We start from the raw sequence: 26,802 nt of genomic DNA, 5'->3' as shown, positions 1-26,802 counted from the left end.
GTAATTAGGGTTTTCAGGGTATGAACCTCTTAACGATTAACAACATCATTAGGTGGAGTTAGTAAGATAAAACGTTCATGATCTAAACCTTCTAATACAATAAACAATTGCTGTTTTTCACTTAAGCGGATATTCTTTAGAACGTAGACGGCATTCACTTCAGAATTTACGCCTAAATCATTTCTGAAATTATAGACATATAAGGGTTCAATTTTAAATTCTTTTTTAGCTCCCTTACTTTTTATAAAAAACTTCAAATCTTTTATAGTATAGGCTTTTGCAGAACCATTTATGATTTGCAAACTAAAATACATTTCGTTTTTATCTAAGGTAATATCATTTAACTTTAATTCAATCACCCCCACTTTCCGAGATACATTCTTAATCGTCGGTTTCTCAATATGGATATTTTCACAAAAAATACTGTAATACGTTTGGGGTTCAGAAGTATACAAATCAATATCATGAACTGGTTGGTTTTCTATAGCAACAGGTATTGTGCTATGATCTTCTGGCCTAGTATTTTCGGTTACCGCTGGAGTGGTAACGCTAGCTAACTGACTAGTAGGTTGTGTTGCCCCAGTACTATTGGTGGTTAGTACAGGTTTTACGCTTGGTGCTGGTTCTGAAATTGCTGGGCTTGTATTTTGAATGGTATTGCCAGCTTTTAATTTTGGATCTGTTGTTTGAACAGAAGGTGCCGGTTTTACTGTTGTATTAGGAGAGACATTAATTCTGCCAACAGCATTAGATACCGTTAATACATATACAAAATTAGTAACATCGTTAGAAGGGTCTAAAACAAAAGAATAGATATAGCCATCATTAGTAGTGATGGTTAAATTACTTAAGTGTTTGGTTTTACTAGCCTTTAAAACGCCCATATTACTTTGTTGCTCATGACTGAACATATAATCAGAGGAAGGTTCTACGACGTTTAATATTGGAGCTGGAAAAATAAGGGTAATTATATTAGATTCATTTAAGGCTATAGTTATAGGTTCACCTGAATGAGCATATCCTATTTGAATGGAAAGAAGCAGCAAAAAAAACAAATGCTTCAAATTCTTGATAATCATAACCTTACGTTTTAATGTTAGAAATAGGACAACCATAACAGCTACAATTATGTTTCCTATATCTTACAAAATGAGAGCGCTAAAGTAGCTAAAGCTTTAGAGTATAAAAAATATACTCGTTGAATGTTATCGTAAAAAGTCGAAATCATTATTGTTGGCAATAATTGGGTATTAATCTATTAGATAAGGCTAATTTTTCAATGGTCTTAGATATTTTATTTAGGCAAAATACATGTTGAACATCGTAATTCTCACTACAAGTGAAGTGCATACATGGGATACTTTTTTAAATTTGTAATTGCTCTTTTTAGGAGCAAAAAATTCAAAGTTTATTTAAGAAATGAAAAAGACATTATTTGACAAAGTATGGGATTCGCATGTAGTAAAACATGTAGAAGACGGACCAGATGTATTGTTTATAGACCGCCATTTAGTGCATGAAGTTACTAGTCCTGTAGCATTTTTAGGACTTAAAAATAGAGGTATTCGTGTACTTCATCCAGAGCGTACATTTGCAACGGCAGATCATAACACACCAACAATTAACCAACATTTACCGGTAGCAGATCCGCTTTCAGCGAATCAATTAAAAGCTTTAGAAGAGAATGCTAAAGAATATGGTATCTCTCATTGGGGACTTGGACATAAAAAAAATGGAATTGTTCACGTAGTAGGACCCGAGTATGGAATTACGCAGCCAGGAGCCACTATTGTATGTGGAGATTCTCATACTTCTACCCATGGTGCCTTTGGTGCTATCGCTTTTGGTATAGGTACTTCTGAAGTAGAAATGGTATTGGCAACGCAATGTATTATGCAGCCAAAACCTAAGAAAATGCGAATTAATGTAAAAGGGAGTTTAAATTTTGGAGTGACACCTAAAGATGTTGCTTTATATATTATTTCTAAATTAACTACTTCTGGAGCTACTGGGTACTTTGTAGAATATGCAGGTGATGTTTTTGAAAATATGACGATGGAAGGCCGTATGACCGTGTGTAACCTAAGTATAGAAATGGGTGCTCGTGGTGGTATGATTGCTCCTGATGAAAAAACATTTGATTATATAAAAGGACGTGAATTTACACCTACAGGTGCTGCTTGGGATAAAGCAATGGCCTATTGGGAAACCTTACATACAGATCCTGATGCAGAATTTGATAAAGAATTGAGTTTTGATGCTTCTGATATTGAACCAATGATTACGTATGGTACCAATCCTGGAATGGGGATGGGTATTTCTAAAAGTATTCCTAAAGCAGAGCAAGTTGAAGGTGGCGTAAGTACCTACAAAAAATCTCTAGGGTATATGTCTTTTAATGAAGGGGACGATATGATTGGTAAGCCTATCGATTTTGTATTTATTGGAAGTTGTACCAACGGGCGTATCGAAGATTTTAGAGCCTTTGCTTCTATTATTAAAGGACGTCAAAAAGCTCCTAATGTTACGGCTTGGTTAGTACCTGGTTCACATCAAGTAGAAGCAGCGATTAAAGAAGAAGGTTTGTTAGCTATTATTCACGAAGCTGGTTTTGAGCTAAGAGAACCTGGTTGTTCTGCTTGTTTGGCTATGAATGATGATAAAGTACCTGCTGGTAAATTGGCGGTAAGTACATCAAACAGAAACTTTGAAGGGCGTCAAGGTCCAGGATCAAGAACCTTATTAGCTTCTCCTCTTGTTGCCGCAGCCGCTGCAGTAACCGGAAAAGTTACAGATCCACGTGAATTAATGGAAAAATTAGTTGCTAGTTCTTAATTGTTTTTTTTTAATAAAAAATAATGGCACCATTAACTAGTAACGAACAACAAAATAATACAAAATGGCATACGATAAATTTGAAATACTAACAAGTACTGCAGTTCCTTTACCAATAGAGAATGTAGATACAGATCAAATAATACCAGCGCGTTTCTTAAAAGCCACAGAGCGTAAAGGGTTTGGTGATAATCTTTTTAGAGATTGGCGTTATAATAATGATAATTCTCCTAAGACAGATTTTGTACTGAATGATAGTACCTATTCAGGAAAAATATTAGTTGGCGGTCGTAACTTCGGTTCAGGATCTTCAAGAGAACATGCTGCATGGGCGGTATATGATTATGGCTTCCGCTGTGTAATTTCTAGCTTTTTTGCAGACATCTTTAAAGGAAACTGTTTAAATATTGGGGTATTACCGGTACAAGTAAGTGCTGATTTTTCTAACAAGCTTTTTTCTGAAATTGAAAAAGATCCTAAAACAGTTATAGAAGTAAACTTGCAAGAGCAAACTGTTACTCTTTTAGCTACTGGTGAGAAAGAATCTTTTGACATCAATGGTTATAAAAAAGACAATATGCTTAACGGTTTTGATGATATAGACTACCTAGTGAATGTCAAAAGCGATATCGTAGAATTTGCAAAAAACACTCCTTTATAAGAACCGCTATTTCTTTAATGAAGTAAAAAGATTCGCAGCAGCGTTTACTCGATAATGAAAAAAAGAAAGATTGAAATAATGGATACCACACTCCGCGATGGTGAACAAACATCGGGAGTGTCGTTTTCAGTTTCAGAAAAATTAACCTTAGCAAAATTACTCCTAGAAGAACTAAAAGTAGACCGCATAGAAGTGGCGTCCGCTCGCGTTTCTGACGGAGAATTACTTGCCGTAAAACAGATTACTAGTTGGGCTAGTGAAAAAGATTTAATTCAGAAAGTTGAAGTTCTGTCATTTGTAGATCAAGGAGTTTCAATAGATTGGATGGTAGAAGCTGGAGCAAAGGTTCAAAACTTACTAACCAAAGGTTCTTTAAACCACCTAACACATCAACTTAAAAAAACTCCCGATACGCATTTTAAAGAAATTGCATCAGTAATAGCTTTAGCAAAAAGTAAAGGAATAGAAACAAACGTCTACCTTGAAGATTGGAGTAATGGCATGCGCAATTCTAAAGCATATGTATTTCAGTTTTTAGATTTCTTAGCCACACAACCTATTAAACGCATTCTGTTACCAGATACTTTAGGTGTACTTACGCATAACGAAACTTTCGATTTTGTAAAAGAAATAGTGGATACGTACCCTAAGTTACATTTTGATTTTCATGGGCATAATGACTATGACTTAAGTGTAGCAAATGTTATGGAAGCTTTAAGAGCTGGTTGTCACGGCTTACATTTAACCGTTAATGGTATGGGAGAACGAGCAGGAAATGCTCCTCTTGCCAGTGTTGTAGCTGTTATAAATGATTTTATGCCAGACTTGGAGACTGGTGTAAAGGAGTCTTCTTTATTTAAAGTGAGCAAACTTGTTTCTGCATTTACAGGTTTTGGTATTCCTGCTAATAAGCCCATAGTAGGCGCTAATGTTTTTACACAAACAGCAGGTATTCATGCAGATGGCGATAGCAAGAACAACCTTTACTTTAATGATTTATTACCGGAGCGCTTTGGCCGTAAACGCCAATATGCCTTGGGAAAAACATCAGGGAAAGCAAATATCCAGAAGAATTTGCAAGAACTTGGACTTACCTTAAACAATGAAGAATTAAAAAAAGTTACGCAACGGATCATTGAGCTAGGCGATAAAAAAGAACGCGTAACTAAAGATGATTTACCTTATATTATTTCGGATGTTCTAGATAGTGATGGGTATCAGAGCAAAGCAAAGATCACCTCGTACTTATTATCACATGCAAAAGGATTACAACCTTCTGCAGCCGTATCCGTAGAGATAGAAGGTGAACTGTATGAGGAGCATGCGCAAGGCGATGGACAATTTGACGCCTTTATGAATGCGCTAAAACGTGTGTATAGCACTATGAAGATAGAATTACCTAAACTAATAGATTACGCTGTAAGGATACCTCCTGGCAGTAATTCTGATGCTTTATGTGAAACTGTTATCACCTGGGATAACCAAGGAAAAGAATATATTACACGTGGACTAGATTCTGATCAAACTGTATCAGCAATTAAAGCCACAGAAAAAATGTTGAATATTATTTAATGTGAGCAATCACGAAGTTGTTAGCTAGTATAGCTGCATTACTGTAGCACTATAGCCACAACAGATTTTAAACTAATGTAAATTAATTATAGCTTAAGTTGTATAGCTTAAGTTTAAAGTCAAAGTACTATTATGAAATTAAATATTGCCTTATTAGCCGGCGACGGAATTGGTCCTGAAGTTATAGATCAAGCAGTAAAAGTATCAGATGCTATTGCAAAAAAATACGGTCATGATTTAAGTTGGACACCAGCTTTAACGGGTGCTGCTGCCATTGATGATTGTGGAGAGCCTTACCCAGACAGCACACATGATGTTTGTGTAGCTGCAGATGCCGTACTTTTTGGAGCTATTGGTCACCCTAGATTTGATAACGACCCATCTGCTAAAGTAAGACCAGAACAAGGTTTACTTAAAATGCGTCAGAAATTAGGTTTATTTGCTAATGTAAGACCAACATTTACTTTCCCATCTTTAATAGATAAGTCTCCTTTAAAAAGAGAGCGTATTGAAGGTACAGATTTAATTATTCTACGGGAGCTTACTGGTGGAATTTATTTTGGAGAAAGAGGACGTAAAGATAATGGAAATACCGCTTTTGACACCTGTACCTATACACGTGCTGAAATTACAAGATTGGCTAAAAAAGGATTTGAATTAGCGATGACTCGTGGTAAAAAATTATGCTGTGTAGATAAAGCTAACGTACTAGAATCTTCAAGACTTTGGAGAGAAACGGTACAAGCCATGGAAAAAGATTATCCTGAAGTTACCGTGTCTTATGAATTTGTAGATGCAGTTGCCATGCGTTTAGTGCAATGGCCAAATTCTTACGATGTCATGATTACTGAAAACTTATTCGGAGATATTCTTACAGATGAAGCTTCTGTAATCTCAGGTTCTATGGGCTTAATGCCATCTGCATCTGTGGGTGAGAAAGCTAGATTGTACGAACCTATTCATGGTTCTTATCCGCAAGCAGCTGGTAAAGATATTGCAAACCCATTGGCAACAGTGCTATCTGCCGCTATGATGTTTGAAGATTTTGGATTAACCCAAGAAGCGCAAGACATAAGAGATGTTGTAAACAAATCTCTAGCGGAAGGTATTGTTACTGAAGATTTATCTGAAGGAGCAAAAGCGTATAAAACTAGTGAAGTTGGTGATTGGTTAGCTAAAAACATTTAACACCACCTCTTTTAATTAAAAAAGCCTCTGAAATTTAATTTCAGAGGCTTTTTTCTTATACGAACTTAATGAACAACATTTATGCGTTTACAGCATACATTTTAGCTCTTTGTTCTTTGATATTTTTATCAGACATGTAGTCATCAAAAGATAAATAACGATCAATAGCTCCACTAGGCGTCAATTCTATAATTCTATTTGCCACCGTTTGTGCAAACTCATGATCATGAGTAGTAAATAAGATAGTTCCCTTAAAATTCTTTAAAGAATTATTAAATGCGGTAATACTTTCAAGATCCAAGTGGTTCGTAGGTTCATCTAACATAAGTACATTAGCACGAATCATCATCATTCTACTTAACATACAACGAACTTTTTCTCCCCCAGATAATACGGAACATTTTTTTAAGGCTTCTTCACCACTAAACAACATTTTACCTAAGAATCCACGAACATAAACCTCTTCTCGCTCTTCTTCCGTAGTGGCATACTGTCTCAACCAATCAACCAAACTATCATCACTTTCAAAGAAAGAGTGGTTATCTGCTGGTAAGTAAGACTGGTTTGTAGTTATTCCCCATTGAAATTCGCCACTAGTTGCAGTTCTATTTCCGTTGATAATTTCATAAAAAGCAGTAGTTGCTCTAGAATCTTTAGAGAATACGGCTACTTTATCTCCTTTTGCAAGGTTAATATTTACGTCTTTAAATAATAAATCGCCATCATCAGAAGTTGCAGAAAGCTTTTCTACATTTAAAATCTGATCTCCTGCTTCTCGTTCTCTTTCAAAAATAATCGCTGGATACCTCCTACTTGAAGGTTTAATATCATCAATCTTTAATTTAGAAAGCATTTTTTTACGAGAAGTGGCTTGTTTACTTTTCGCAACGTTTGCACTAAAACGCATAATAAATTCTTGTAATTCTTTAGCTTTCTCTTCAGACTTTTTATTTTGTTGTGCACGTTGTCTTGCCGCTAACTGGCTACTTTCATACCAGAACGTATAGTTACCAGAGTATAGATTTAATTTCCCAAAATCTATATCTGCAATATGCGTACAGACAGAATCTAGAAAGTGACGGTCATGCGAAACTACGATTACCGTATTTTCATAATTTGCTAAGAAATGCTCTAACCAACTAATGGTTTCATAATCCAAGTCGTTGGTAGGCTCATCCATGATCAACACATCAGGATTTCCAAAAAGTGCTTGTGCCAATAATACCCTAACTTTTAATTTAGAATCCATATCACCCATTGTGGTGTAATGTAACTCCTCATTAATACCTAGGTTAGATAATAATGCGGCTGCATCACTATCTGCGTTCCAGCCATTCATTTCTTCAAATTGTACCTGAAGCTCCCCTATTCTATCAGCATTTTTATCATCATAATCCGCATACAATGCATCCATTTCTGTTTTAATAGCCGCTAATGGTTTATTACCCATTACAACAGTTTCTAAAACAGTGATGGCATCATAAGCATTATGGTTCTGCTCTAGAATAGACATACGCTTGGTAGGTTCTAAAGAAACATGACCAGAAGTTGGGTCTATTTGACCAGCAATAATTCTTAATAATGTAGATTTCCCTGCGCCATTAGCACCAATAACACCATAACAGTTCCCTTGCGTGAATGAAACATTCACATCGTCAAAAAGAACTCTTTTTCCAAATTGTACCGATAAATTGGATACAGATAACATATACAGTAGTTTAAAATTTGTGCAAAAATAGATAAAATTTACCCTTAAAACTAGCAATCGGAGCTATGAAATATTGAAGAGATAGTGCTAAATATTAATTTTAACGGTGCATTAACAGCATATACTTATTCTCTTTATTAAATTCGCTTCCCTAAGAATTCTTATTATATATGTATAAATATTCTTTTTGTCTCTTATTACTGACTTTAACAGCTTGTTTTTCAGATGATAAAGACTCCCCTACCATTTTTGCAGGAGAAATTATTAATCCTACAAGTCAAACAGTAATCTTATATAAAGATGATGTTGTCATTGATTCTGCTCAACTAGACATGCATAATAGGTTCACAATTAAGTTAAAGAATCTTGAAGAAGGTTTATATAACTTTAGACATGCGCCTCAATACCAATATGTATATCTATCCAAAGGTGATAGTCTATTAGTCCGTTTAAATACCATTTACTTTGATGAGTCTTTAGTTTTTTCTGGAAAGGGAGAAGAGATTAATAATTTCTTGATTGAGGTATTTCTAAATTCTGAAGAGGAAGAAACAGCTGTGAATTCTTATTTTAATTTAGACCCTGAGGTATTTTCTATTAAAATTGATTCGTTACGAGAAACAAAATTAGAATTGCTATCTGAATTACAAAAAGAAGCTGAGCTAACGCCCAAATCTATAGAAATGGCAAAAGCCAGTATCGACTATAGCGCTTATATCAATAAAGAAAAATACCCCTTCAAACATTTAAAAAAGAATAGAGATAATCTAATAACAGACATCTCAGAAGAGTTTTATGATTATCGCGATGAACTAAATTTTGATAATAAGGACTTAACATTCTTTACTCCGTATTATGATTATATGAAGCGTCATTTTGATAATGTAGCCTTCACCCATTGTGCTGTAGATTGTTCTAACGGAGGAAGAGTGATTAATAATCAACTTCACTTTAATCAACACAAACTAAAGCTGATAGACAGTGTTGTAAAAGAAAAGAAGTTAAGAGACAATCTATTTAGAAATGTTGCGATGACCTACTTCTTAAAAGTTCATGACAATGTAGAAAACAACAAAGTATTCTTAGAAGATTTCCATAAACTTTCTAATAACAATGGCCATATAGCAGAAATACACGGACTTTATGAAAGTGTATTAAAAATGCAGCCTACACATGAGCTACCCGCTGTAACTGTGATAGATAGTTCTGGTCAGTTGGTTTCTATAACGGATCTAGCTTCGGGTAAAGATGATGTCATCTTTTATTTCTGGACCGATAGGAATACAAGACACTTTGGAAATATAACCAAGCAAGTGGCGAAGTTAAAAGTATTACATCCTGACACCAAATTTATAGGAATTAGCCTCAGTAAAATGGATGAGAATTGGAGAAAAATGATTGATTCATCAGACATAAGATACGATAATCAATATAGAGCGGAAGACGATAATACGTTAAGAAACACACTTATTATAGACGGACTCAACAAAGCTATATTAGTGAAAGACGGTTTAATTGTCGATGCTTATAAAGATATGTACGCACTTTAATAGCACTAAGATGCGGTCCTAATTAGTGATTAATTACACTCAAGTAAATGAGCGTAATTCTAGAGATTAAATACAACGAATAAAAACAAGAAAGCCGCTAAACAATGTTTAGCGGCTTTTTTTATAGTAAGAGAATCTAATTTATGAACTAGTTTCCTTTTTTGTAATCTTCTAAGAATTTAGCAAGACCTATATCTGTAAGTGGGTGCTTTAATAAACCTTCAATAGAAGATAAACCACCTGTCATAACATCTGCACCTAATTTAGCACAATCAATAACATGCATTGTATGTCTTACAGAAGCAGCTAATATTTGAGTTTCAAAACCATAGTTATCATAAATCAAACGAATTTCTGCAATAAGGTTTAAACCATCTGTAGAAATATCATCTAAACGACCAATGAACGGAGAAACGTAAGTTGCACCCGCTTTAGCAGCTAATAAAGCCTGCCCAGCAGAGAAAACTAAGGTTACGTTTGTTCGGATGCCTTTATCGCTAAAGTACTTACAAGCCTTAACACCATCTTTAATCATTGGTAATTTAACAACGATTTGTTCGTGTAAACTAGCAAGTTCTTCACCTTCCTTGATCATTCCTTCGAAATCCGTAGAAATTACCTCTGCAGAAACATCTCCGTCAACAATATTGCAAATGTCTACATAATGTTTTAAAATGTTGTCTCTACCTGTAATTCCTTCTTTTGCCATTAAAGATGGGTTTGTGGTAACACCATCTAAAACACCTAATTCTTGAGCTTCTTTAATTTGAGCAAGATTTGCTGTATCTATAAAAAATTTCATGCTTCTATTTTTAGTATTATTAATTGAAAATCTATGAGTTACAAAGCTACAATTTATAATGGTTTAAGAGTAATTTCTCGTACACTTTATCTGGAAGAATCTTTTTTAATAAAAGAGAGAATTTCTGCATAAAGTCGCCCACCTTATAATGAACTTTGGGTTTGGGAGTTTTAATGATCTTAAAAACTTTGTGTGCCACTTGAATAGGGTCTCCTCCACTATCTACATCATTATTAATAGCTTCTAATGTAGCTCCATACGGTTTTTGATAGGCCGAATTAGTTAGTACTGGAGAATGATACCTACCAGAAGCAATATTTGTGGCAAAATCTCCTGGAGCTAAATTTGTGATGTGTACACCAAAATCTTTAGTTTCCATTCGCATGGCTTCCGTTACTAATTCCAATGCCCCTTTAGAAGCAGAATAAATGCCACGATACGGCAATCCCATATATCCAGCAATGGAGGTTATGTTAATAATAAGTCCAGCTTTTTGAAGACGCATCTGTGGCAATACAGCTTTCATCATACGAATAGGACCATGAAAATTGGTATCAAATGCTTTTGAAATTTCAACGTCTGGCGTTTCCTCTATGGGTCCAGTAATACCAACTCCTGCATTGTTTACCAATACATCAATCTTTCCTTCGCGTTTTAGTAATTCTGTTATTGCAAGAGCAATAGTATCTTCTTTTTTTACATCTAATTCTAACAAATTAAAAGCATCAAAGTTAGGATACTTCGCCTTGCTCCTTGTAGTACCATAAACTATAAAACCTTTAGATTTTAAAAAAATACCAATAGATTTTCCAATACCAGATGAACCACCAGTAATTAAAACAACTTTTTGTTCCATAAAAAATTTTAATGGATACAAAGAAACGAATAATAATAAGGAGAAAAAAAGGAGGGGAATAAATTGAAGAAATAAAAAATGGCAAGCTACCTACGTCGCACCGCTACAACCACATACCCTTGCTGCGTTCCCACCCTGGGGGATTCTGCAGGAGCTGGTCGCGTAGGACTTGCCGCTGCAAATATACAATGTTTTAATTTTTTCACAATCATTTTACTTTCTAATTTTAAATAAATACCTTGCCTACAAATAGAATTTATGCTATCTAATTGAAAGCCAAATTCTTGAATATTTAATTTTTAGCAGATCGCTTTAAAAAAATTTAAAAATTACGAAATGAAATCTATTTTTTCGATTACTTCACTCCTATTAATCATCTTTTTAAATGCTTGCGGAAGCAGTAATGCTGTTCCTGCGGATTTATTTGAAATAGAATTAACAGGCAATAAAACAGAATTTCAGCAAAATGCATCCGTTGGAATTGCGGTGAAAAATAAAAAAGGACTTGAAATTGAAAACATATCATATACTATTAACGATAAACCGTTAAAGGTCGAAAATAATCGTATTCTTTTAGATATGCCACATCTGGGAGAGAAAACAATTAAAGCTACCATAGCCTATGAAGGTACAACAGGTGAAATAGAAAAGAATATTAAACTTTTAGCAGAAAAAGGCCCTGAAGTTTATACCTATGAGATTATTAATGAATTTCCTCATGATCGAAAAGCGTTTACACAAGGCTTAGAATTTTATAAAGATACTCTTTATGAAAGCACAGGAAGAAAAGGACAATCATACTTAAGAAAAATTGATTTTAAAACTGGCAAAGTGTTTAAGCAAATAGACTTGGATGCACAATATTTTGGAGAAGGACTTACCATCCTTAATGATAAAATTTATATGCTTACCTGGCAAAGTGGTTTAGGCTTTATCTATGATGTCAATACTCTGGAGAAGATAGATAGTTTTCAATATGGAGCAAGTAAAGAAGGTTGGGGGTTAACAAACGATGGGAAAAAATTATACAAGAGTGATGGTAGTGAAAAAATATGGCTACTTAATCCTGAGACCCTAGTAGAAGAAGATCATATAGAAACAGTCACCAACAAATCTATTTTTAATAAAACAAATGAGTTAGAATATGTAGACGGACTCATTTATGCCAATGTATGGCAAAAAGAAAGTATGATGATTATTGATGCTGTTAGTGGTGCAATTATTGGAGTAATTAATTTTGGTGGATTAAAAGATAAAGTAACGAAACATCCGGATTTAGATGTTTTAAACGGAGTGGCTTATCATACCAAAAGAGGTACATTCTTTGTCACTGGAAAAAATTGGGATAAATTATTTGAAGTAAAAATAATTAAAAAATAATGCCGAAATCTTTTCACAAAACCATACAGGTTACCCAAGATGATTTGGATGACTTAAACCACGTAAACAATGTGCGTTATGTACAATGGATTCAAGATATTGCCAAGGAACACTGGCGAGAAAAAGCCCCTAAAGAACTCTTAGAACAAAGTATTTGGGTGGTAAAAAGTCATTTTATAGAATACAAAAGAGCCGCTGTATTGGATGATATTATTGACATAAAAACCTATATAAAAGAATCAAAAGGAGCACTTTCTATCCGAATGGTAGAAATGCACGACCAGAAGACAAAACAACTGCTTTTAAAATCTAAAACAGAATGGGTGTTGCTAGATTCTCAAAGCAATAGACCTATTAGAGTTTCAGATGATATTATTGCCATTTTTAAGTAAATTACAGCAATGAAAGCGAATCAACTCAAACCCTTATGTTTTTTTATACTCTTCGCTTTTGTCTGGTTAGGGAGTTCTTGTCGAAAAGATTTTGACTATGAAGATAGTACTGGTAATTTATCATTTTCTAAGGATACTATTTTTCTAGATACCGTTTTTACCAACATAGGCAGTAGTACCTATGCCTTAAAAGTGTATAACACTAGCGCCAAAGATCTACAAATACCCTCCATCACCTTAGAAAATGGAATAGAGAGCTTCTATAGGATTAATGTAGACGGACAAGCAGGAACTACGTTTCTAAACACTCCTCTATTAGCAAAGGATAGTTTATATATTTTTATAGAAACCACCGTTGATATTTCTACCACGAATCAAAAAGAGTTTTTATACCTAGATGCGATACGTTTTGATACAGGTATACATGAACAAAAGATACCTTTAGTTACGCTTGTTAAAGATGCTATTTTTTTATTTCCATCTGATATAAATCAGAATACTTTAAAATTAGGCACTACGGATAATGGTGAAGAAATAGAAGTCACAGGTTTTGAACTTAGCGACGATCAATTAAATTTTAATAACGAAAAGGCCTATGTAATCTATGGATATGCAACCGTACCTAAAAATAAAACACTAAACATAGCCGCTGGTACTCGAGTATATTTTCATGAGAATTCTGGGCTCTACATGCAGGATAGTAGTAATGTAATCATTCAGGGACAAAAAAGTTATGATGCGATAGCCTTAGAAAATGAAGTTATTTTTGAAGGCGACCGATTAGAACCAGCCTATGCAAATACCTCTGGGCAATGGGGAACTGTTTGGTTTGATGAAAATAGTGTTGCAAATAAATTAAATTATTTGACCATTAAAAATGCAAGCATTGGTTTAGCTGTCAATGGAAATACAAACACTGTAACGGAAAACTTAAGCTTAAAAAATACTCAGATATACAATAGCGCATCGGTAAATTTATGGGTCAAAGGCGCTTCAATATCTGCAGAAAATTTGGTCGTAGCCAATGCTGGTGGTTCGTCTGTAAACCTTAAAGGCGGTAGCGCTATCAGTTTCATTCATAGCACGATAGCCAATTACTGGACCAGTGGTAGCAGAACAGGCCCTGCACTACAAATTACAAATGATACCGACCAAAAAACAACGGCTACATTTGGAAACTGTATCATTACTGGAAATAGTACCACAGAATTATTGATCGCCAATTTGGATATGAATACCGATGCATTAGGAATTCAATTTACCAATTCTATGGTAACCATCAATGCTGAAAATTTCACAGGAAATCCATGGTATGATTTTCAAAATGAAGCGCTTTATAAAAATATCATTTTAAATGAAGAGGCCGCCTTTGTAGATCCTATCAAAAACATATTCGCATTAACAGCTACTTCTTTTGCTTTAGATAAAGGAGATGTGATGCTTGCAACTCAAGCGCCACTAGATATCAATGAAGTAGATAGGACCACCTTACCAAGCCTCGGTGCCTACCAATACATTCCTGAATAGATTACGAATAGTTAGCTAAAAAGAGTTATTTAAAAGCATTTTCGAATGAAAACCCTTGAAAGTCAAAGGTTTTCATGCAATCTATTGTTATGAACATATGGTAATTTGCAAGCTAATTTATTATCTTATGGAATACAGCTATGCCATTATAAATTCTGATAGTACCTTTAGCCATACCCTCAGAACGCAATTAGCCAACTTCAAAGAGTTTAATTGTGCTGGTGTTGCAGAGCATTCTTCTGAAGGCTTAAACATCATTTTAAAAGAATCTCCTGAAATTATATTTATCAACCTAAATCAGAATGCAGAAACCTGTTTTATGATGGTGTTAGAATTACACCAATATCTAAAACATCTTCCCGTGATTATTGGTATATCAAAAAGTAAAGAATATGCTTATGATGCTATTAAAAATGGCTTCTTTGATTACTGGCTACAACCGTTAAATGAATTTGATATTCGTAAATCTGTTTTAAAATTACAGAAGAGAGATTTTAGCTCGCAATGTACCAATACTACCTTATGTTTAAAATCTTATAAAGATTATCGGTATATAAGTACCAATGAAATTATGTATTTAAAAGCAGACAACAACACTACCGACGTTTTTATGAAAGATGGTTCTATCATCAGCGCTTTTAAAACCCTAAAAACGTTTGAAGATAGATTACCTGCTAGCTTTATGAGAATTCACCAAAGTTATATTCTTAATACGACGTACATTTCTAGAATTAATTATGGTAAATCAACCTGCACCATAAAGAACAACAGTACCACACTCCCCTTCTCTAAATCTTACAAATCAAATATAGATGAAGTCAAGAAAATACTAACCAAAAGTACTATTACCACGTTTAATTAAGTAAATTCTTACAAAAATAAGATAGATACTCACAGATATTAGGGAAATACACCAAGAAATGATACTGTTCTATAAACAGTACTACTGCGCTATACTTTTGATTTCAAATTAAGTAACCAATTTAAATCAAAGATATTATGAAAAAGTTAGTAGCGGTATTCGCAGTAGTAGTTTTAAGTCTAGGAATGTTCTCTTGCACTTCTGAGGCCAGTCAAGATGAAGATCAATTATATGTAAATTCACCAGTTGCATGTGATGATTGTGGAGAAGTAGTAACAAAAGGTAATTAAGTAGCGATTATAACCATAATAGAAGCTTTAAATAAATTTTTATTTAAAGCTTTTTTTTATCTTGTCAATTCAATTATTTTAATGCGAACAGGCAAGATTACATACCTATATATTTCTATTTGCACACTTGCAGCGCTGCTTCTTTTTTCTTGCAGTGAAAATGATAATTCTTCGCAAGAAAGCAGTAGTCCTAAAGTTGTTCAAGATTCTTTATCGATCCTCGTTAACCGTAGCTCAGATCCAAATCTCAATATTGAGGAAAGAAAGCAAATAGTCCAAGAAGCTTTAGATAAAGTTAATTTACTACCAACAGATTCCATCAAGTTAAAACATTTAGCTATCCTATCTTATAACTCCATTCAGTTAAAAGACTCCGTATTTTTTAGAACAATTAATAAAGAAACAATTTCATTAGCACAAAAGGAAAAAGATTCTGTGGCCATGGCAGAAGCCTACTGGGATTTGGGTATATTTTTAGATAACACTAAATTAATAGATAGTACCTACTATTATTACAATGAAGCATTAGCTATATATTCAAAACGGAATAATCAAAAGAAAATGGCTTTTCTTTATAATTCGATTAGCACTATTCAACGAAAATTAGGAGACTATGCCGGTGCTGAGCAAACGACCGTAAAAGCTTTAGAAATTTTTAAAGAATCTAAGAATTATTTTGGGATGTCTAATAGTTATAATAGTTTAGGATCTATAACACACTCCTTAGGTGATATAGAAAAAGCCATTCAGTACTATAAAATAGCCAGTAGTTATTTAGATTCCTTACCCACTGATAAATCCTATAATCAAATTTTTATTACCAATAATATTGGGGTCTCTAATATGTTGTTAAACCAGTATAGAGAAGCAGAAAATAGTTTTGAAAAAGTAGTCAATTTTAAAAATTTAAGAACCATAAATCCTGAATTTTTAGCAAAAGCTATGGTTAATTTGGCCAATGCTAAAAAGAAACTATTTAGTACAGAGGATTTAGAACCACAGTACTTAGCAGCTATTGAAATCACTAAAGAATACGATAATACTTTTAGTGAAGCCACTTCTACAGGTCATTATGCACAATATCTGGCCTATATAAAAGATACAGTAAAAGCTGTGCAAGTGGCTAAAAAAGCTTTGGTATTATCTGAAAAAGCAGAAAATTTTGAGAGCTTACTTAGAACGCTAAATTTCTTAACATTAGTAGATAAAAAAAATGCATCAACCTATGCACAAGAATATTTTGTAGTTGATAAAAAGCTAAAAGAAGATGAACGAAAACTACGAGACAAATTTGCGCGGATTCGTTTTCAAACCGATGAATTTATTGAACGAAATGAACTTTTAGCGAAACAAAATGAATTATTGATCCGAGAAAAACGGCTATGGAGTGCACTAGCTGTTTTAGGTTTAATTGGCATCGCAGCCATATTGATTATTGTCATACAACGTATTAAGAATAACAATCTTCGTTTTAAGCAACAACAGCAAGAGAGTAATCTTGAAATATTTAATTTACTATTGTTGCAACAAAGCAAATTTGATGAAGGAAAAAAAATAGAACAAGAACGTATTTCTCAGGAATTGCATGACGGTTTTTTAAACAAAATTCTAGGAATACGCTTGGTATTGTTGGGCCTTAATAAGAGGCAAGATGAGAAGTCTATAGCTCAGAGAGCAGAAGTCATCACAGAGTTAGCGGAGCTATCTGAAGAAATTAGAAGTATTTCTCATGAGCTAAATGAAGCTGCCTTTCAAAAAATGCAGAACTTTATTGAGGCTATTAAATCGTTGATAAAAACCTTTCAAACAGCCTCAGAGACACTTAAATATTCCTATAAATTTAATACAGATTTAGACTGGGATAGTCTTAATAGTACTTTAAAAATTAATCTATATAGAATTGTTCAAGAAAGTATTCAAAACTGTATCAAACATGCCGAAGCTAGTACTATTTTCGTTAATTTTGATGTAGAAGATAATTTTTTGACAGTAATCATTGAAGACAATGGTAAAGGTTTTGATAGTAAAAAATCTAAAAAAGGCATTGGATTCCGTAATATTTCTTCAAGATTAGAAAAAGTAAACGGTACATTACGTGTAGATAGTACTATTGGTAACGGAACAAAATTAATTATAAGAGTTCCGTACCTAAACGAGATTGATAAAATAGCATAGCTTAAAATAGTGATTAAATGAAGACCCTAAAAATCTTAGCTGTAGATGATCATCAAATGACGATGATTGGATACAAATATATACTTGAAGATGCAGAATTTGAAGATTTCACTGTAGCGATGGAAATGGCAACTACCTTTGAAGAAGGGAAACAGAAAATAGAACAATCTGTAGCCAATTCAGACCTCTTTGATTTAATTTTATTAGACATTCAACTATCTCCAGTAGTAGATGGTGTGCCAAGTACAGGGCAAGATTTAGGAGTAATTGCGCGTAACATTTCCCCTACTTCTAAAATTGTCTTTTTATCTTCTTTTAGTGATAATTATAGAATCAATAGCATTCTTAGAACTGTAAATCCAGAAGGCTATATGGTGAAAACTGAAATTAATGAAATAGTACTAAAAGAAATGGTAGAAACTGTTCTTACTTCTCCTCCTTATTATACTAAAAAAGCATTGATTGCTATTCGGAATAAAATGTCAACCAATATTCATTTAGATGATACGGACATTAAAATTCTATACTATTTATCTGTGGGAACGCGCACAAAAGATATGGGAGACTATGTACCCCTCTCTATTAGTGCCATTGAAAATAGAAAGCGGCAAATTAAAGAAATCTTTGGTGTGGAAAATGAAAATGATAATGCGTTAATCGCATCGGCTAAAGAAAAAGGATTTATTTAATTGAAAAGATTCTTAATTACCACTTCTTAAATCATTTATAATCAAAGTATTACAGACGAACAAACGAAAACCTTTGAAAGTCAAAGGTTTTCGTGCAGTCTAAACTTTAAATTATATACTAATTTTGATTGTAATTGTTTACAAAGAGAAGAATGTCATCTAAAAATAATAAACCTCGAAAAAAAATTGGAGCTTTCGAATCCGAGGATAATAAAATTCTTGGTTTGAATACCTTTTTTTTGAAAATTGAAAAAGATTTCTTTTGTACTGTTTCTATCGTAAATGAAGATAGTTTTACAACAACGAATGATTTAGTCTTGGACGTCAATTTTAATTTTAATTTAAGTGAAGGCCTATCTATACTTGCCTTAGGTAAATTAGATGGTCATGACTTAATGCTTAAAAATGAAAAAGATTCTTTTTTTCAGAAAGCATTTCAAAAATTGAGAATAGCATCAAATAATTTGTTTGACATCAAAGAATTGAATTTAATTTTTAAGGACTCAACGGTAGTTGTTTATCGAATATTTGAAAATAGCATTGCCTTAGAATTGAATAAACTTATCGTGGAAATGCATAATAGCTATGTCTATTTCACTAAAGGTTTAACCCAATTACCGTACGAAATTCATGTGCCTTTATTAGAAAATAATAATTTTTACACTAAAAATGCGTTAGTTAATAACAGTACAATAGAAGAAAACCACAAAAACTACAATAGTTATTGGGGCTTATATTTTGATAGCAAAGTAGATAGTGATATTTATGACGCTCAAGAAAAAGAAATTATATATGGTAAATTAACCATGTTAGAGTAATACCTAGGGCTTAAGTCACATTGTAAAAGTATGCGCTGTAGCGTATTTGGACCAATAGATTTTCGGGGACTAGTGTTTTTTAGTTTGAAACCTAAAAGAAAAGCCATTGAATTAATTTTCAATGGCTTTTTGATTGTAGGTATATTACTTAATTAGCACGCATAGAAAAGTTCTCGCTTACTCATTAATGCATTTACTTTTGTTCTAACTGCCTCAATAACATCATCATTATCTGCATTCATTAAGACTTCATCAACAAATTCAACAATGGTAGACATATCATCTTCTTTCAACCCTCTTGTTGTAATGGCAGCCGTTCCAAAACGAATACCAGAAGTAATAAATGGTGACTTATCATCAAAAGGAACCATGTTTTTATTTGCTGTAATATCTGCTTTAACAAGAGTGTTTTCAGCATCTTTACCTGTAATATCTTTGTTTCTAAGGTCAATTAACATCATATGATTGTCCGTACCTCCAGAAATAATTTCGTATCCTTTTTTAACGAAAGCTTTTGCCATCGCATCAGCATTTTTCTTTACTTGTAAGATATATGTTAAATACTCATCAGTTAAAGCTTCACCAAAGGCAATTGCTTTAGCTGCTATAATATGCTCTAAGGGTCCGCCTTGATTACCTGGAAAAACTGCTAAATCTAATAAAGCAGACATTTTTCTAAGACTACCATTTTTCAATTTAATTCCGAAAGGATTGTCAAAATCTTTTCCCATTAATACTAATCCACCTCTTGGACCTCTTAATGTTTTATGCGTTGTAGTAGTCACAATATGACAATGAGGAATCGGGTCATTTAAAATACCTTTGGCAATTAAACCAGAAGGGTGAGAGATATCTGCTAATAAAAGTGCACCAACACTATCAGCTATTACTCTAAAGCGTTCAAAATCTATATCTCTAGAATAAGCAGATGCACCAGCAATAATCATTTTTGGTTTTTCTTTTTCTGCTATTTCCTGAATTTTATCATAATTTAAAACTCCAGTTTCTTTATCAACACCATAAAATACAGGGTTGTATATTCTACCTGAGAAATTCACAGGAGAGCCATGTGTTAAATGCCCACCATGAGAAAGGTCAAATCCTAAAATAGTATCTCCAGGTTTTAAACAAGCATGGTATACTGAGGCATTAGCTTGTGAGCCCGAATGGGGCTGTACATTTGCATATTCTGCACCAAATAATTGCTTAGCTCTGTCAATCGCAATTTGTTCTACAACATCAACAACCTCACAACCGCCGTAATAACGTTTGCCTGGATAGCCTTCAGCATATTTATTCGTTAACACAGAACCTGCCGCTTCCATTACTTGAGCACTTACAAAGTTCTCAGAAGCAATAAGTTCTATTCCATTAATTTGGCGCTGTTTTTCTTCAGCAATTAGTTCAAAAATTTGATTGTCGCGTTGCATAATAAAATAAACTGTTAAATTGAGTTGCAAAAATACGAATTGACCGTCGTTAATTGGAAGAAAATAATATATTTGATTCCAGAACTTATTAAACACCAATTAACAATTTAGATATGCCTATAAAAACGAATGATCCTAATAAAAAAACATGGATTCCGGTACCAGCTAATTCTGACTTTCCGATTCAAAATATTCCTTTCGGTGTCTTTTTGACTAGAGATGACGTCATAACTATTGGTACTCGAATAGGGAATCATGCTATAGATTTAGGAGCGTTGCATCAATTAGGCTATTTTAAAGATATTCCGTTAACAGATGATATTTTTCTGCAAGACACGTTAAATGATTTCATTTCTGACGGCCAAAAAACATGGCGCTTGGTAAGAAATCGCATTTCAGAAATTTTTGACACGGATAATGCTTCCCTACGAGACAATGAAGAACATAAAAAAGTAGTTCTTTTCACTATGGAAGAGATTGAAATGCAGTTACCTGTACAGATTGGTGATTACACAGATTTCTACTCTAGTAAAGAACATGCTACCAATGTGGGTACCATGTTTAGAGATCCTAATAATGCCCTATTACCTAACTGGCTCCATATTCCAGTAGGTTATCATGGAAGAAGTTCTTCTATTGTTACTAGCGGTACTCCTGTTAGAAGACCTATGGGGCAAACTATGCCTGCAGGTGCGGAAACTCCAGTTTTTGGACCTTCTAAATTGGTAGACTTTGAATTAGAAATGGCTTTTATAACTACAGATGCGAATGTCTTAGGAGAACCAATTCCTGTAGATGAGGCAGAAGATTATATCTTTGGAATGGTGTTATTTAATGACTGGAGTGCTAGAGATATTCAAAAATGGGAATATGTACCTTTAGGTCCGTTTTTAGCTAAAAACTTTGCCTCCTCCATCTCTCCATGGATTGTAACTATGGATGCATTGCAACCGTTTAAAGTAGAAAGCCCAGAACAAGAACCAAAGCCACTACCCTACTTACTCCAAGAAGAAGGAAACAAGAGCTATGATATTCACTTAGAAGTAGATATTTTACCAGAAAACAGTACTCCTACAACGGTAACCAAATCTAATTTTAAATACATGTACTGGACTATGTCCCAGCAGTTAGCACACCATACTATTAATGGTTGTAATGTGAATAGTGGTGACATGATGGGTAGTGGTACCATTTCTGGGCCAACGCCAGATTCTTATGGTTCTATGTTAGAATTAAGCTGGGGTGGTAAACAAGAAGTGAAATTAAATGATGGCGCTACCCGAAAATTTATTGAAGATAATGATACCGTAATCATCAAAGGATATTGTCTAAATGATAACATACGAATTGGTTTTGGAGAAGTGTCTACAAAATTATTGCCAGTATATCAACCTAAAAAAAAGCAGTAATCATTTAGGCTTAATAGCATTTTTGTATACTAGAAGTGAATCGTTTTCGTTTTCATATTAAATTATGGCACGGCTATTGGAAATAGTTCCAAGAAACCCATAAATAATATATTATGAAAAAATTTCTACTCGCAACCAGTATTCTTTTTTTTATATCCTGTGGGGGTGTAAAAAAAACACAAGAAGCTTTAAACTCCGGAAATTATGATGCAGCCATTAATAAGGCTCTGAATAATTTAGTGGATAATAAAACTAAAAAAGGAAATCAACCTTACGTATTATTATTAGAGGAGGCCTTTAAGAAAAACACGGCTAGAGAATTAAAGCAAATTGCGTTTCTTCAAAAAAGTAATAATGCCGCCAATTATGAACAAATTTATAATGGCTACGTAAACTTAAAACAAATTGAAGAGCGCATTAAGCCTTTATTACCTTTAATGATCTACGAAGAAGATCGTGAAGCTAGGTTTTCTTTTAGTGATTATGATGCTAAAATAATTAATACAAGAAATCAATTATCGGATTATTTGTATGCCAATGCATCAGCACTTTTAGAACAGTCTACAGCCAAAAATGATTACAGAAAAGCATATAATGACTTGCTGTATTTGGAAGAGCTAAATCCAGGATATAAAGACACAAATCTTAAAATTCAAGAAGCACATCAAAAAGGAATAGACTATGTTCAGGTTCGTTTATTTAATGATACCGAACAAATTATTCCAAGCAGATTGGAAGAAGATTTACTAAACTTTAATACGTTTGGTTTAAATAATTTGTGGACAGAATACCATACCAATGCCATTAAGAGCATTCAATATGATTACGAAATGGATGTGGTTTTTAAGAATATTTCTATTTCACCAGAGCAAGTTAAAGAAAGACAAATAAGTAAAGAGAAGCAAATTCTTGATGGCTACACCTATGCTGTAGACCGAAGTGGAAATCAAGAAAAGGATAGTTTAGGAAATAAAATTAAGATTGATAAATTTAAAACTGTAAAATGTGATTTCTACCAATTTACTCAAACTAAATCGGCACAAGTAGTTGGTCAAGTTAATTTTTTAGATTTAAAAACGAAACAGCAGATCAATACGTATCCGTTAGCTAGTCAGTTTCTCTTTGAACACAATTATGCCAACTATAGTGGAGATAAATTGGCTTTAGACAATGATCTTATTTCTATGTTAAGCTTAGCGGCAGTACCCTTCCCTACCAATGAGCAAATGGTCTATGATGCTGGCGAAGATTTAAAAGCCAACTTAAAAGGGATTATCACAAGACATCAATTTAATTAAATATAATAATAGTTCACTAAAAAAGCCCTCAGTTGTACATAACAACTGAGGGCTTTTTTAATAATGAAATTTTCTTATTATATAAATTTTTCTAATACCATATCATTTATATTCCCATGAGAGGCATCTGCAACGGCTACGCCATTTTTAATAACCATTAGTTGTGGAGATTGATGTACTACTTGAAATTTATATCCTGTTTCATTAGAAACTTCTCTATTACTTAACAAATCCAAATAATATAAATCGGCCTGATTTTTATCTAAATTATAGGTGTTTTTAAAGGTATTCATCACCATACGGCTAATTCCACAAGTGGTAGAATGTTTAAAAATAATTTGCGGTTTTGTTTTAGATTTCTCCTTTATTTCTTCTAATTGATCTAATGAAGCTAATGCAATCCATGGCAATTCTGCTTTTTCCTCTTTAGGGGTTGCCTCTTTATTATTTCCAAATAGACTATCAAATAATCCCATATATTCTTAATTTTATATAGTCAGTCGTAAGGCGTTTACAACCTTACAAACTGCCGTATTGTCTTGCCAAATTACTTTTTTACCGTCAAAATGACATTTATCATTTCTTGGTAAGAAATTTGATTTTATCTTGTAAAAGTAGTCAATAACATAAAATAACAATATATGAATATAAATAATTTCACCACAAAATCGCAGGAAGCAGTGCAACTCGCTCAGCAACTCGCACAAGAAATGGGACATCAACAAATTGAAAACGAACATATTTTCAAGGCCATTAGTCAAGTTGATGAAAATGTAACTCCCTTTATCTTAAAGAAACTGAACGTCAATACCGATTTACTTTTTCAAATGGTAGACAAACAATTAGAAAGCTTACCTAAAGTAACAGGAGGAGATTTAGTCTTTTCTCGTGAAACAGGAAAGACGTTGAATGATGCTTCTTCTATTGCCAAGGTCATGGAAGATGAATATGTTTCTATTGAACATTTGCTATTAGCAATTTTTAATTCTAAAAGCAAGATTGGTCAAATTTTAAAAGACCAAGGAGTCAGTGAGAAAAACTTCAAAGCTGCCATACAGGAACTGCGTAAGGGCGGAAAAGTGACATCTCAGGGTGCAGAAGACACTTATAACTCCTTAAACAAGTATGCTAAAAATTTAAATGATTTAGCCGATAAAGGAAAATTAGATCCTGTAATTGGTCGTGATGAAGAAATACGAAGGGTACTTCAAATTTTATCACGTAGAACAAAAAATAATCCTATGTTGGTGGGTGAACCTGGTGTTGGTAAAACGGCCATCGCTGAAGGTTTAGCTCGTAGAATTGTTCAGGGAGATGTGCCAGAAAATTTAAAAGATAAAGTCATTTATTCTTTAGATATGGGCGCTTTAATTGCTGGTGCAAAATACAAAGGTGAATTCGAGGAACGATTAAAGGCGGTTATTAAAGAAGTCACCACCTCTGATGGGAGCATAGTATTATTCATTGATGAAATTCACACGCTGGTAGGTGCTGGTGGCGGCGATGGCGCAATGGATGCGGCAAATATTCTTAAACCAGCCTTAGCCCGAGGAGAATTGAGAGCTATTGGAGCAACTACGCTTGATGAATATCAGAAATATTTTGAAAAAGATAAAGCATTAGAACGTAGATTTCAAAAGATTGTCGTGGATGAGCCAGATACCGAAAGTGCTATTTCTATTCTTCGTGGTATTAAAGATAAATATGAAGCACACCACAAAGTACGGATCAAAGATGAGGCTGTAATTGCTGCTGTAGAATTATCACAGCGCTACATTACCAATCGTTTTTTACCTGATAAGGCTATTGATTTGATTGATGAAGCTGCAGCAAAATTACGGATGGAAATTAATTCTAAACCAGAAGAATTAGATGTTTTAGATCGTAAGATCATGCAATTAGAGATTGAAGTTGAAGCTATAAAACGTGAAAATGATAAAACTAAGTTACAAGCTTTAAATCTAGATTTAGCCAATATCAAAGAAGAGCGTAATGAGATTTTTGCCAAATGGGAAAGCGAAAAAACGGTTGTAGATGATATCCAGAAAACAAAACAGGATATTGAAGATTTTAAGCTTGAAGCGGAGCGTGCAGAACGTAATGGCGATTATGGTAAAGTAGCAGAGTTACGTTACGGTAAGATAAAAGATGCTCAAGAAAAGTTAGAAAGCCTACAGCATGTTTTAGAAGAGCAACAGCTGGGAGACACCATGATTAAAGAAGAGGTCACCAGTGAAGATATCGCTCAAGTAGTAGCTAAGTGGACAGGTATACCTGTTACTAAAATGCTACAGAGTGAGCGTGAAAAATTGTTACAATTAGAAGAGGTGTTACACAAACGTGTCGTGGGACAAGAAGAAGCTATAGAAGCAGTTTCTGATGCTATACGTCGTAGTAGAGCTGGTTTACAAGACACCAAACGCCCTATTGGTTCGTTTTTATTTTTAGGAACAACAGGCGTTGGTAAAACAGAATTGGCAAAAACATTAGCTACTTATTTATTTGATGATGAGAGTGCGATGACACGAATAGATATGAGTGAATATCAAGAACGTCATTCAGTAAGTAGATTGGTTGGAGCACCTCCAGGATATGTAGGCTATGATGAAGGAGGACAATTAACGGAAGCGGTACGCCGTAGACCTTATTCTGTCATATTATTAGATGAGATAGAAAAAGCGCATCCGGACACCTTCAATATATTATTACAAGTACTGGATGAAGGTAGACTTACGGATAATAAGGGCCGTGTGGCAGATTTTAAGAATACGATTATCATTATGACGAGCAATATGGGTAGCCATATTATTCAAGAGAAGTTTGAATCAAATCCTGATGCATACAGTGCTACAGAAGCAGCGCGCGTAGAAGTTTTGGGGCTATTGAAAAAATCTATTCGTCCTGAGTTTTTAAACCGTATTGATGATATTATCATGTTTACGCCATTAAGCAAAGAAGACATCACAAAGATTGTTCGTTTACAATTAAATGGATTGAAGCGAATGTTGTCTAAGCAAAATATTACTATTGATGCTACAGATGAAACCATTAACTATCTTGCTCAAAAAGGGTATGATCCGCAATATGGTGCGCGACCTATCAAACGTGTTATTCAGAAAGAAGTGTTGAACACGCTCTCTAAGGAAATATTGGCTGGAAAGATCACCACAGATAGTGTTGTACTGATTGATTCTTTCAACGATCAATTGGTCTTTAGAAACCAAGAAGAACTAGCTTAATACTTGTTTAAAATAGATTTACAGAAACATCCTTTTATTTAACAGATAAAAGGATGTTTTTTTTGGTATTTAACATACCGCACAGTATATAATTTTTTATATTCGTATAAAATAGCTTTTA

At 33.8% G+C, this 26,802-nt stretch carries 22 protein-coding genes and 1 other RNA gene; 16 read left to right on the top strand and 7 right to left on the bottom strand.

Annotated elements, in window-relative coordinates; all coding sequences use genetic code 11:
* Nucleotides 1-29: 29 nt before the first annotated feature.
* Nucleotides 30-1,079: a DUF4138 domain-containing protein gene (locus BLQ19_RS11690; protein WP_074538460.1), complete on the bottom strand. Its 1,050-nt coding sequence runs from the start codon at nt 1,077-1,079 to the stop codon at nt 30-32.
* Between the two features lie 340 nt (nt 1,080-1,419).
* Between BLQ19_RS11690 and leuC the strand changes: the two genes are divergently transcribed.
* The 4 genes from leuC (at nt 1,420) to leuB (ending at nt 6,256) form a co-directional block, all read left to right on the top strand.
* Nucleotides 1,420-2,835 (top strand): 3-isopropylmalate dehydratase large subunit, encoded by a 1,416-nt coding sequence (leuC, locus tag BLQ19_RS11685; protein ID WP_024480836.1) that lies wholly within the window; start codon nt 1,420-1,422, stop codon nt 2,833-2,835.
* Nucleotides 2,836-2,899: 64 nt separating this feature from the next.
* A complete protein-coding gene (leuD, locus tag BLQ19_RS11680; protein WP_024480835.1) occupies nt 2,900-3,496 on the top strand; it encodes a 3-isopropylmalate dehydratase small subunit in 597 nt (198 codons plus the stop codon).
* A gap of 54 nt (nt 3,497-3,550) precedes the next feature.
* The gene (locus tag BLQ19_RS11675; RefSeq protein ID WP_074538459.1) at nt 3,551-5,068 is read left to right on the top strand and encodes a hydroxymethylglutaryl-CoA lyase-like TIM-barrel protein; all 1,518 of its coding nucleotides are present in this window, start codon (nt 3,551-3,553) and stop codon (nt 5,066-5,068) included.
* 132 nt (nt 5,069-5,200) lie between these two features.
* Nucleotides 5,201-6,256 carry a 3-isopropylmalate dehydrogenase gene (leuB, locus tag BLQ19_RS11670; protein ID WP_025615174.1) on the top strand — a complete coding sequence of 352 codons (1,056 nt, stop codon included), beginning with the start codon at nt 5,201-5,203 and terminating at the stop codon, nt 6,254-6,256.
* A gap of 79 nt (nt 6,257-6,335) precedes the next feature.
* Here the strand turns inward: leuB and BLQ19_RS11665 are convergent, their stop codons facing one another.
* The gene (locus tag BLQ19_RS11665; protein ID WP_024480832.1) at nt 6,336-7,964 is read right to left on the bottom strand and encodes an ABC-F family ATP-binding cassette domain-containing protein; all 1,629 of its coding nucleotides are present in this window, start codon (nt 7,962-7,964) and stop codon (nt 6,336-6,338) included.
* 170 nt (nt 7,965-8,134) lie between these two features.
* Between BLQ19_RS11665 and BLQ19_RS11660 the strand changes: the two genes are divergently transcribed.
* On the top strand, nt 8,135-9,514 hold the full coding sequence (locus tag BLQ19_RS11660) for a hypothetical protein (protein ID WP_074538458.1): 1,380 nt from the start codon (nt 8,135-8,137) through the stop codon (nt 9,512-9,514).
* A gap of 148 nt (nt 9,515-9,662) precedes the next feature.
* Here BLQ19_RS11660 and fsa read toward each other — a convergent pair whose 3' ends face one another.
* The 3 genes from fsa to ffs form a co-directional block, all read right to left on the bottom strand.
* Complete coding sequence (gene fsa / locus BLQ19_RS11655; protein ID WP_024480830.1) at nt 9,663-10,316, bottom strand: fructose-6-phosphate aldolase; 654 nt, start codon at nt 10,314-10,316, stop codon at nt 9,663-9,665.
* A 46-nt stretch (nt 10,317-10,362) separates the two neighbouring features.
* On the bottom strand, nt 10,363-11,172 hold the full coding sequence (locus BLQ19_RS11650) for an SDR family oxidoreductase (protein WP_025615172.1): 810 nt from the start codon (nt 11,170-11,172) through the stop codon (nt 10,363-10,365).
* Nucleotides 11,173-11,248: 76 nt separating this feature from the next.
* Nucleotides 11,249-11,347, bottom strand: an RNA gene (gene ffs, locus BLQ19_RS11645) — signal recognition particle sRNA small type.
* Nucleotides 11,348-11,508: 161 nt separating this feature from the next.
* Here ffs and BLQ19_RS11640 point away from each other — a divergent pair.
* From BLQ19_RS11640 to BLQ19_RS11610, 8 genes are all read left to right on the top strand, one after another.
* Complete coding sequence (locus BLQ19_RS11640; RefSeq protein WP_074538457.1) at nt 11,509-12,552, top strand: glutaminyl-peptide cyclotransferase; 1,044 nt, start codon at nt 11,509-11,511, stop codon at nt 12,550-12,552.
* Nucleotides 12,552-12,944 carry an acyl-CoA thioesterase gene (locus BLQ19_RS11635; RefSeq protein ID WP_024480827.1) on the top strand — a complete coding sequence of 131 codons (393 nt, stop codon included), beginning with the start codon at nt 12,552-12,554 and terminating at the stop codon, nt 12,942-12,944. Before BLQ19_RS11640 ends, BLQ19_RS11635 begins: the two co-directional genes overlap by 1 nt.
* Before the next feature lie 9 nt (nt 12,945-12,953).
* Nucleotides 12,954-14,471 carry a hypothetical protein gene (locus BLQ19_RS11630; protein ID WP_074538456.1) on the top strand — a complete coding sequence of 506 codons (1,518 nt, stop codon included), beginning with the start codon at nt 12,954-12,956 and terminating at the stop codon, nt 14,469-14,471.
* A gap of 127 nt (nt 14,472-14,598) precedes the next feature.
* On the top strand, nt 14,599-15,333 hold the full coding sequence (locus BLQ19_RS11625) for a LytR/AlgR family response regulator transcription factor (RefSeq protein WP_034667052.1): 735 nt from the start codon (nt 14,599-14,601) through the stop codon (nt 15,331-15,333).
* A 137-nt stretch (nt 15,334-15,470) separates the two neighbouring features.
* Nucleotides 15,471-15,623: a hypothetical protein gene (locus BLQ19_RS21305; RefSeq protein WP_155854719.1), complete on the top strand. Its 153-nt coding sequence runs from the start codon at nt 15,471-15,473 to the stop codon at nt 15,621-15,623.
* Nucleotides 15,624-15,704: 81 nt separating this feature from the next.
* Complete coding sequence (locus tag BLQ19_RS11620; protein WP_074538455.1) at nt 15,705-17,798, top strand: tetratricopeptide repeat-containing sensor histidine kinase; 2,094 nt, start codon at nt 15,705-15,707, stop codon at nt 17,796-17,798.
* 17 nt (nt 17,799-17,815) lie between these two features.
* Entirely contained in the window at nt 17,816-18,487 is a 672-nt protein-coding gene (locus BLQ19_RS11615; protein WP_024480823.1) for a response regulator, read from the top strand.
* Between the two features lie 152 nt (nt 18,488-18,639).
* Complete coding sequence (locus BLQ19_RS11610; RefSeq protein ID WP_074538454.1) at nt 18,640-19,305, top strand: hypothetical protein; 666 nt, start codon at nt 18,640-18,642, stop codon at nt 19,303-19,305.
* Between the two features lie 152 nt (nt 19,306-19,457).
* Here the strand turns inward: BLQ19_RS11610 and glyA are convergent, their stop codons facing one another.
* A complete protein-coding gene (gene glyA, locus BLQ19_RS11605; RefSeq protein ID WP_074538453.1) occupies nt 19,458-20,735 on the bottom strand; it encodes a serine hydroxymethyltransferase in 1,278 nt (425 codons plus the stop codon).
* Between the two features lie 113 nt (nt 20,736-20,848).
* Between glyA and fahA the strand changes: the two genes are divergently transcribed.
* Nucleotides 20,849-22,144, top strand: a complete 1,296-nt coding sequence (fahA, locus tag BLQ19_RS11600; protein ID WP_024480820.1) for a fumarylacetoacetase — start codon at nt 20,849-20,851, stop codon at nt 22,142-22,144.
* A gap of 113 nt (nt 22,145-22,257) precedes the next feature.
* Complete coding sequence (locus tag BLQ19_RS11595) at nt 22,258-23,442, top strand: hypothetical protein (RefSeq protein ID WP_074538452.1); 1,185 nt, start codon at nt 22,258-22,260, stop codon at nt 23,440-23,442.
* A 77-nt stretch (nt 23,443-23,519) separates the two neighbouring features.
* Here BLQ19_RS11595 and ytxJ read toward each other — a convergent pair whose 3' ends face one another.
* Complete coding sequence (gene ytxJ, locus BLQ19_RS11590; RefSeq protein WP_034667042.1) at nt 23,520-23,918, bottom strand: bacillithiol system redox-active protein YtxJ; 399 nt, start codon at nt 23,916-23,918, stop codon at nt 23,520-23,522.
* A gap of 165 nt (nt 23,919-24,083) precedes the next feature.
* Between ytxJ and clpB the strand changes: the two genes are divergently transcribed.
* Nucleotides 24,084-26,681, top strand: a complete 2,598-nt coding sequence (gene clpB, locus BLQ19_RS11585) for an ATP-dependent chaperone ClpB (RefSeq protein WP_074538451.1) — start codon at nt 24,084-24,086, stop codon at nt 26,679-26,681.
* Nucleotides 26,682-26,802: the final 121 nt, after the last annotated feature.

This window comes from Cellulophaga baltica (assembly GCF_900102165.1).
In the GTDB taxonomy this organism is placed as follows: Bacteria; Bacteroidota; Bacteroidia; order Flavobacteriales; family Flavobacteriaceae; genus Cellulophaga; species Cellulophaga baltica.
Note: the sequence above shows the minus strand (reverse complement) of the source record. Positions and strands in the feature narration are given on the sequence as shown.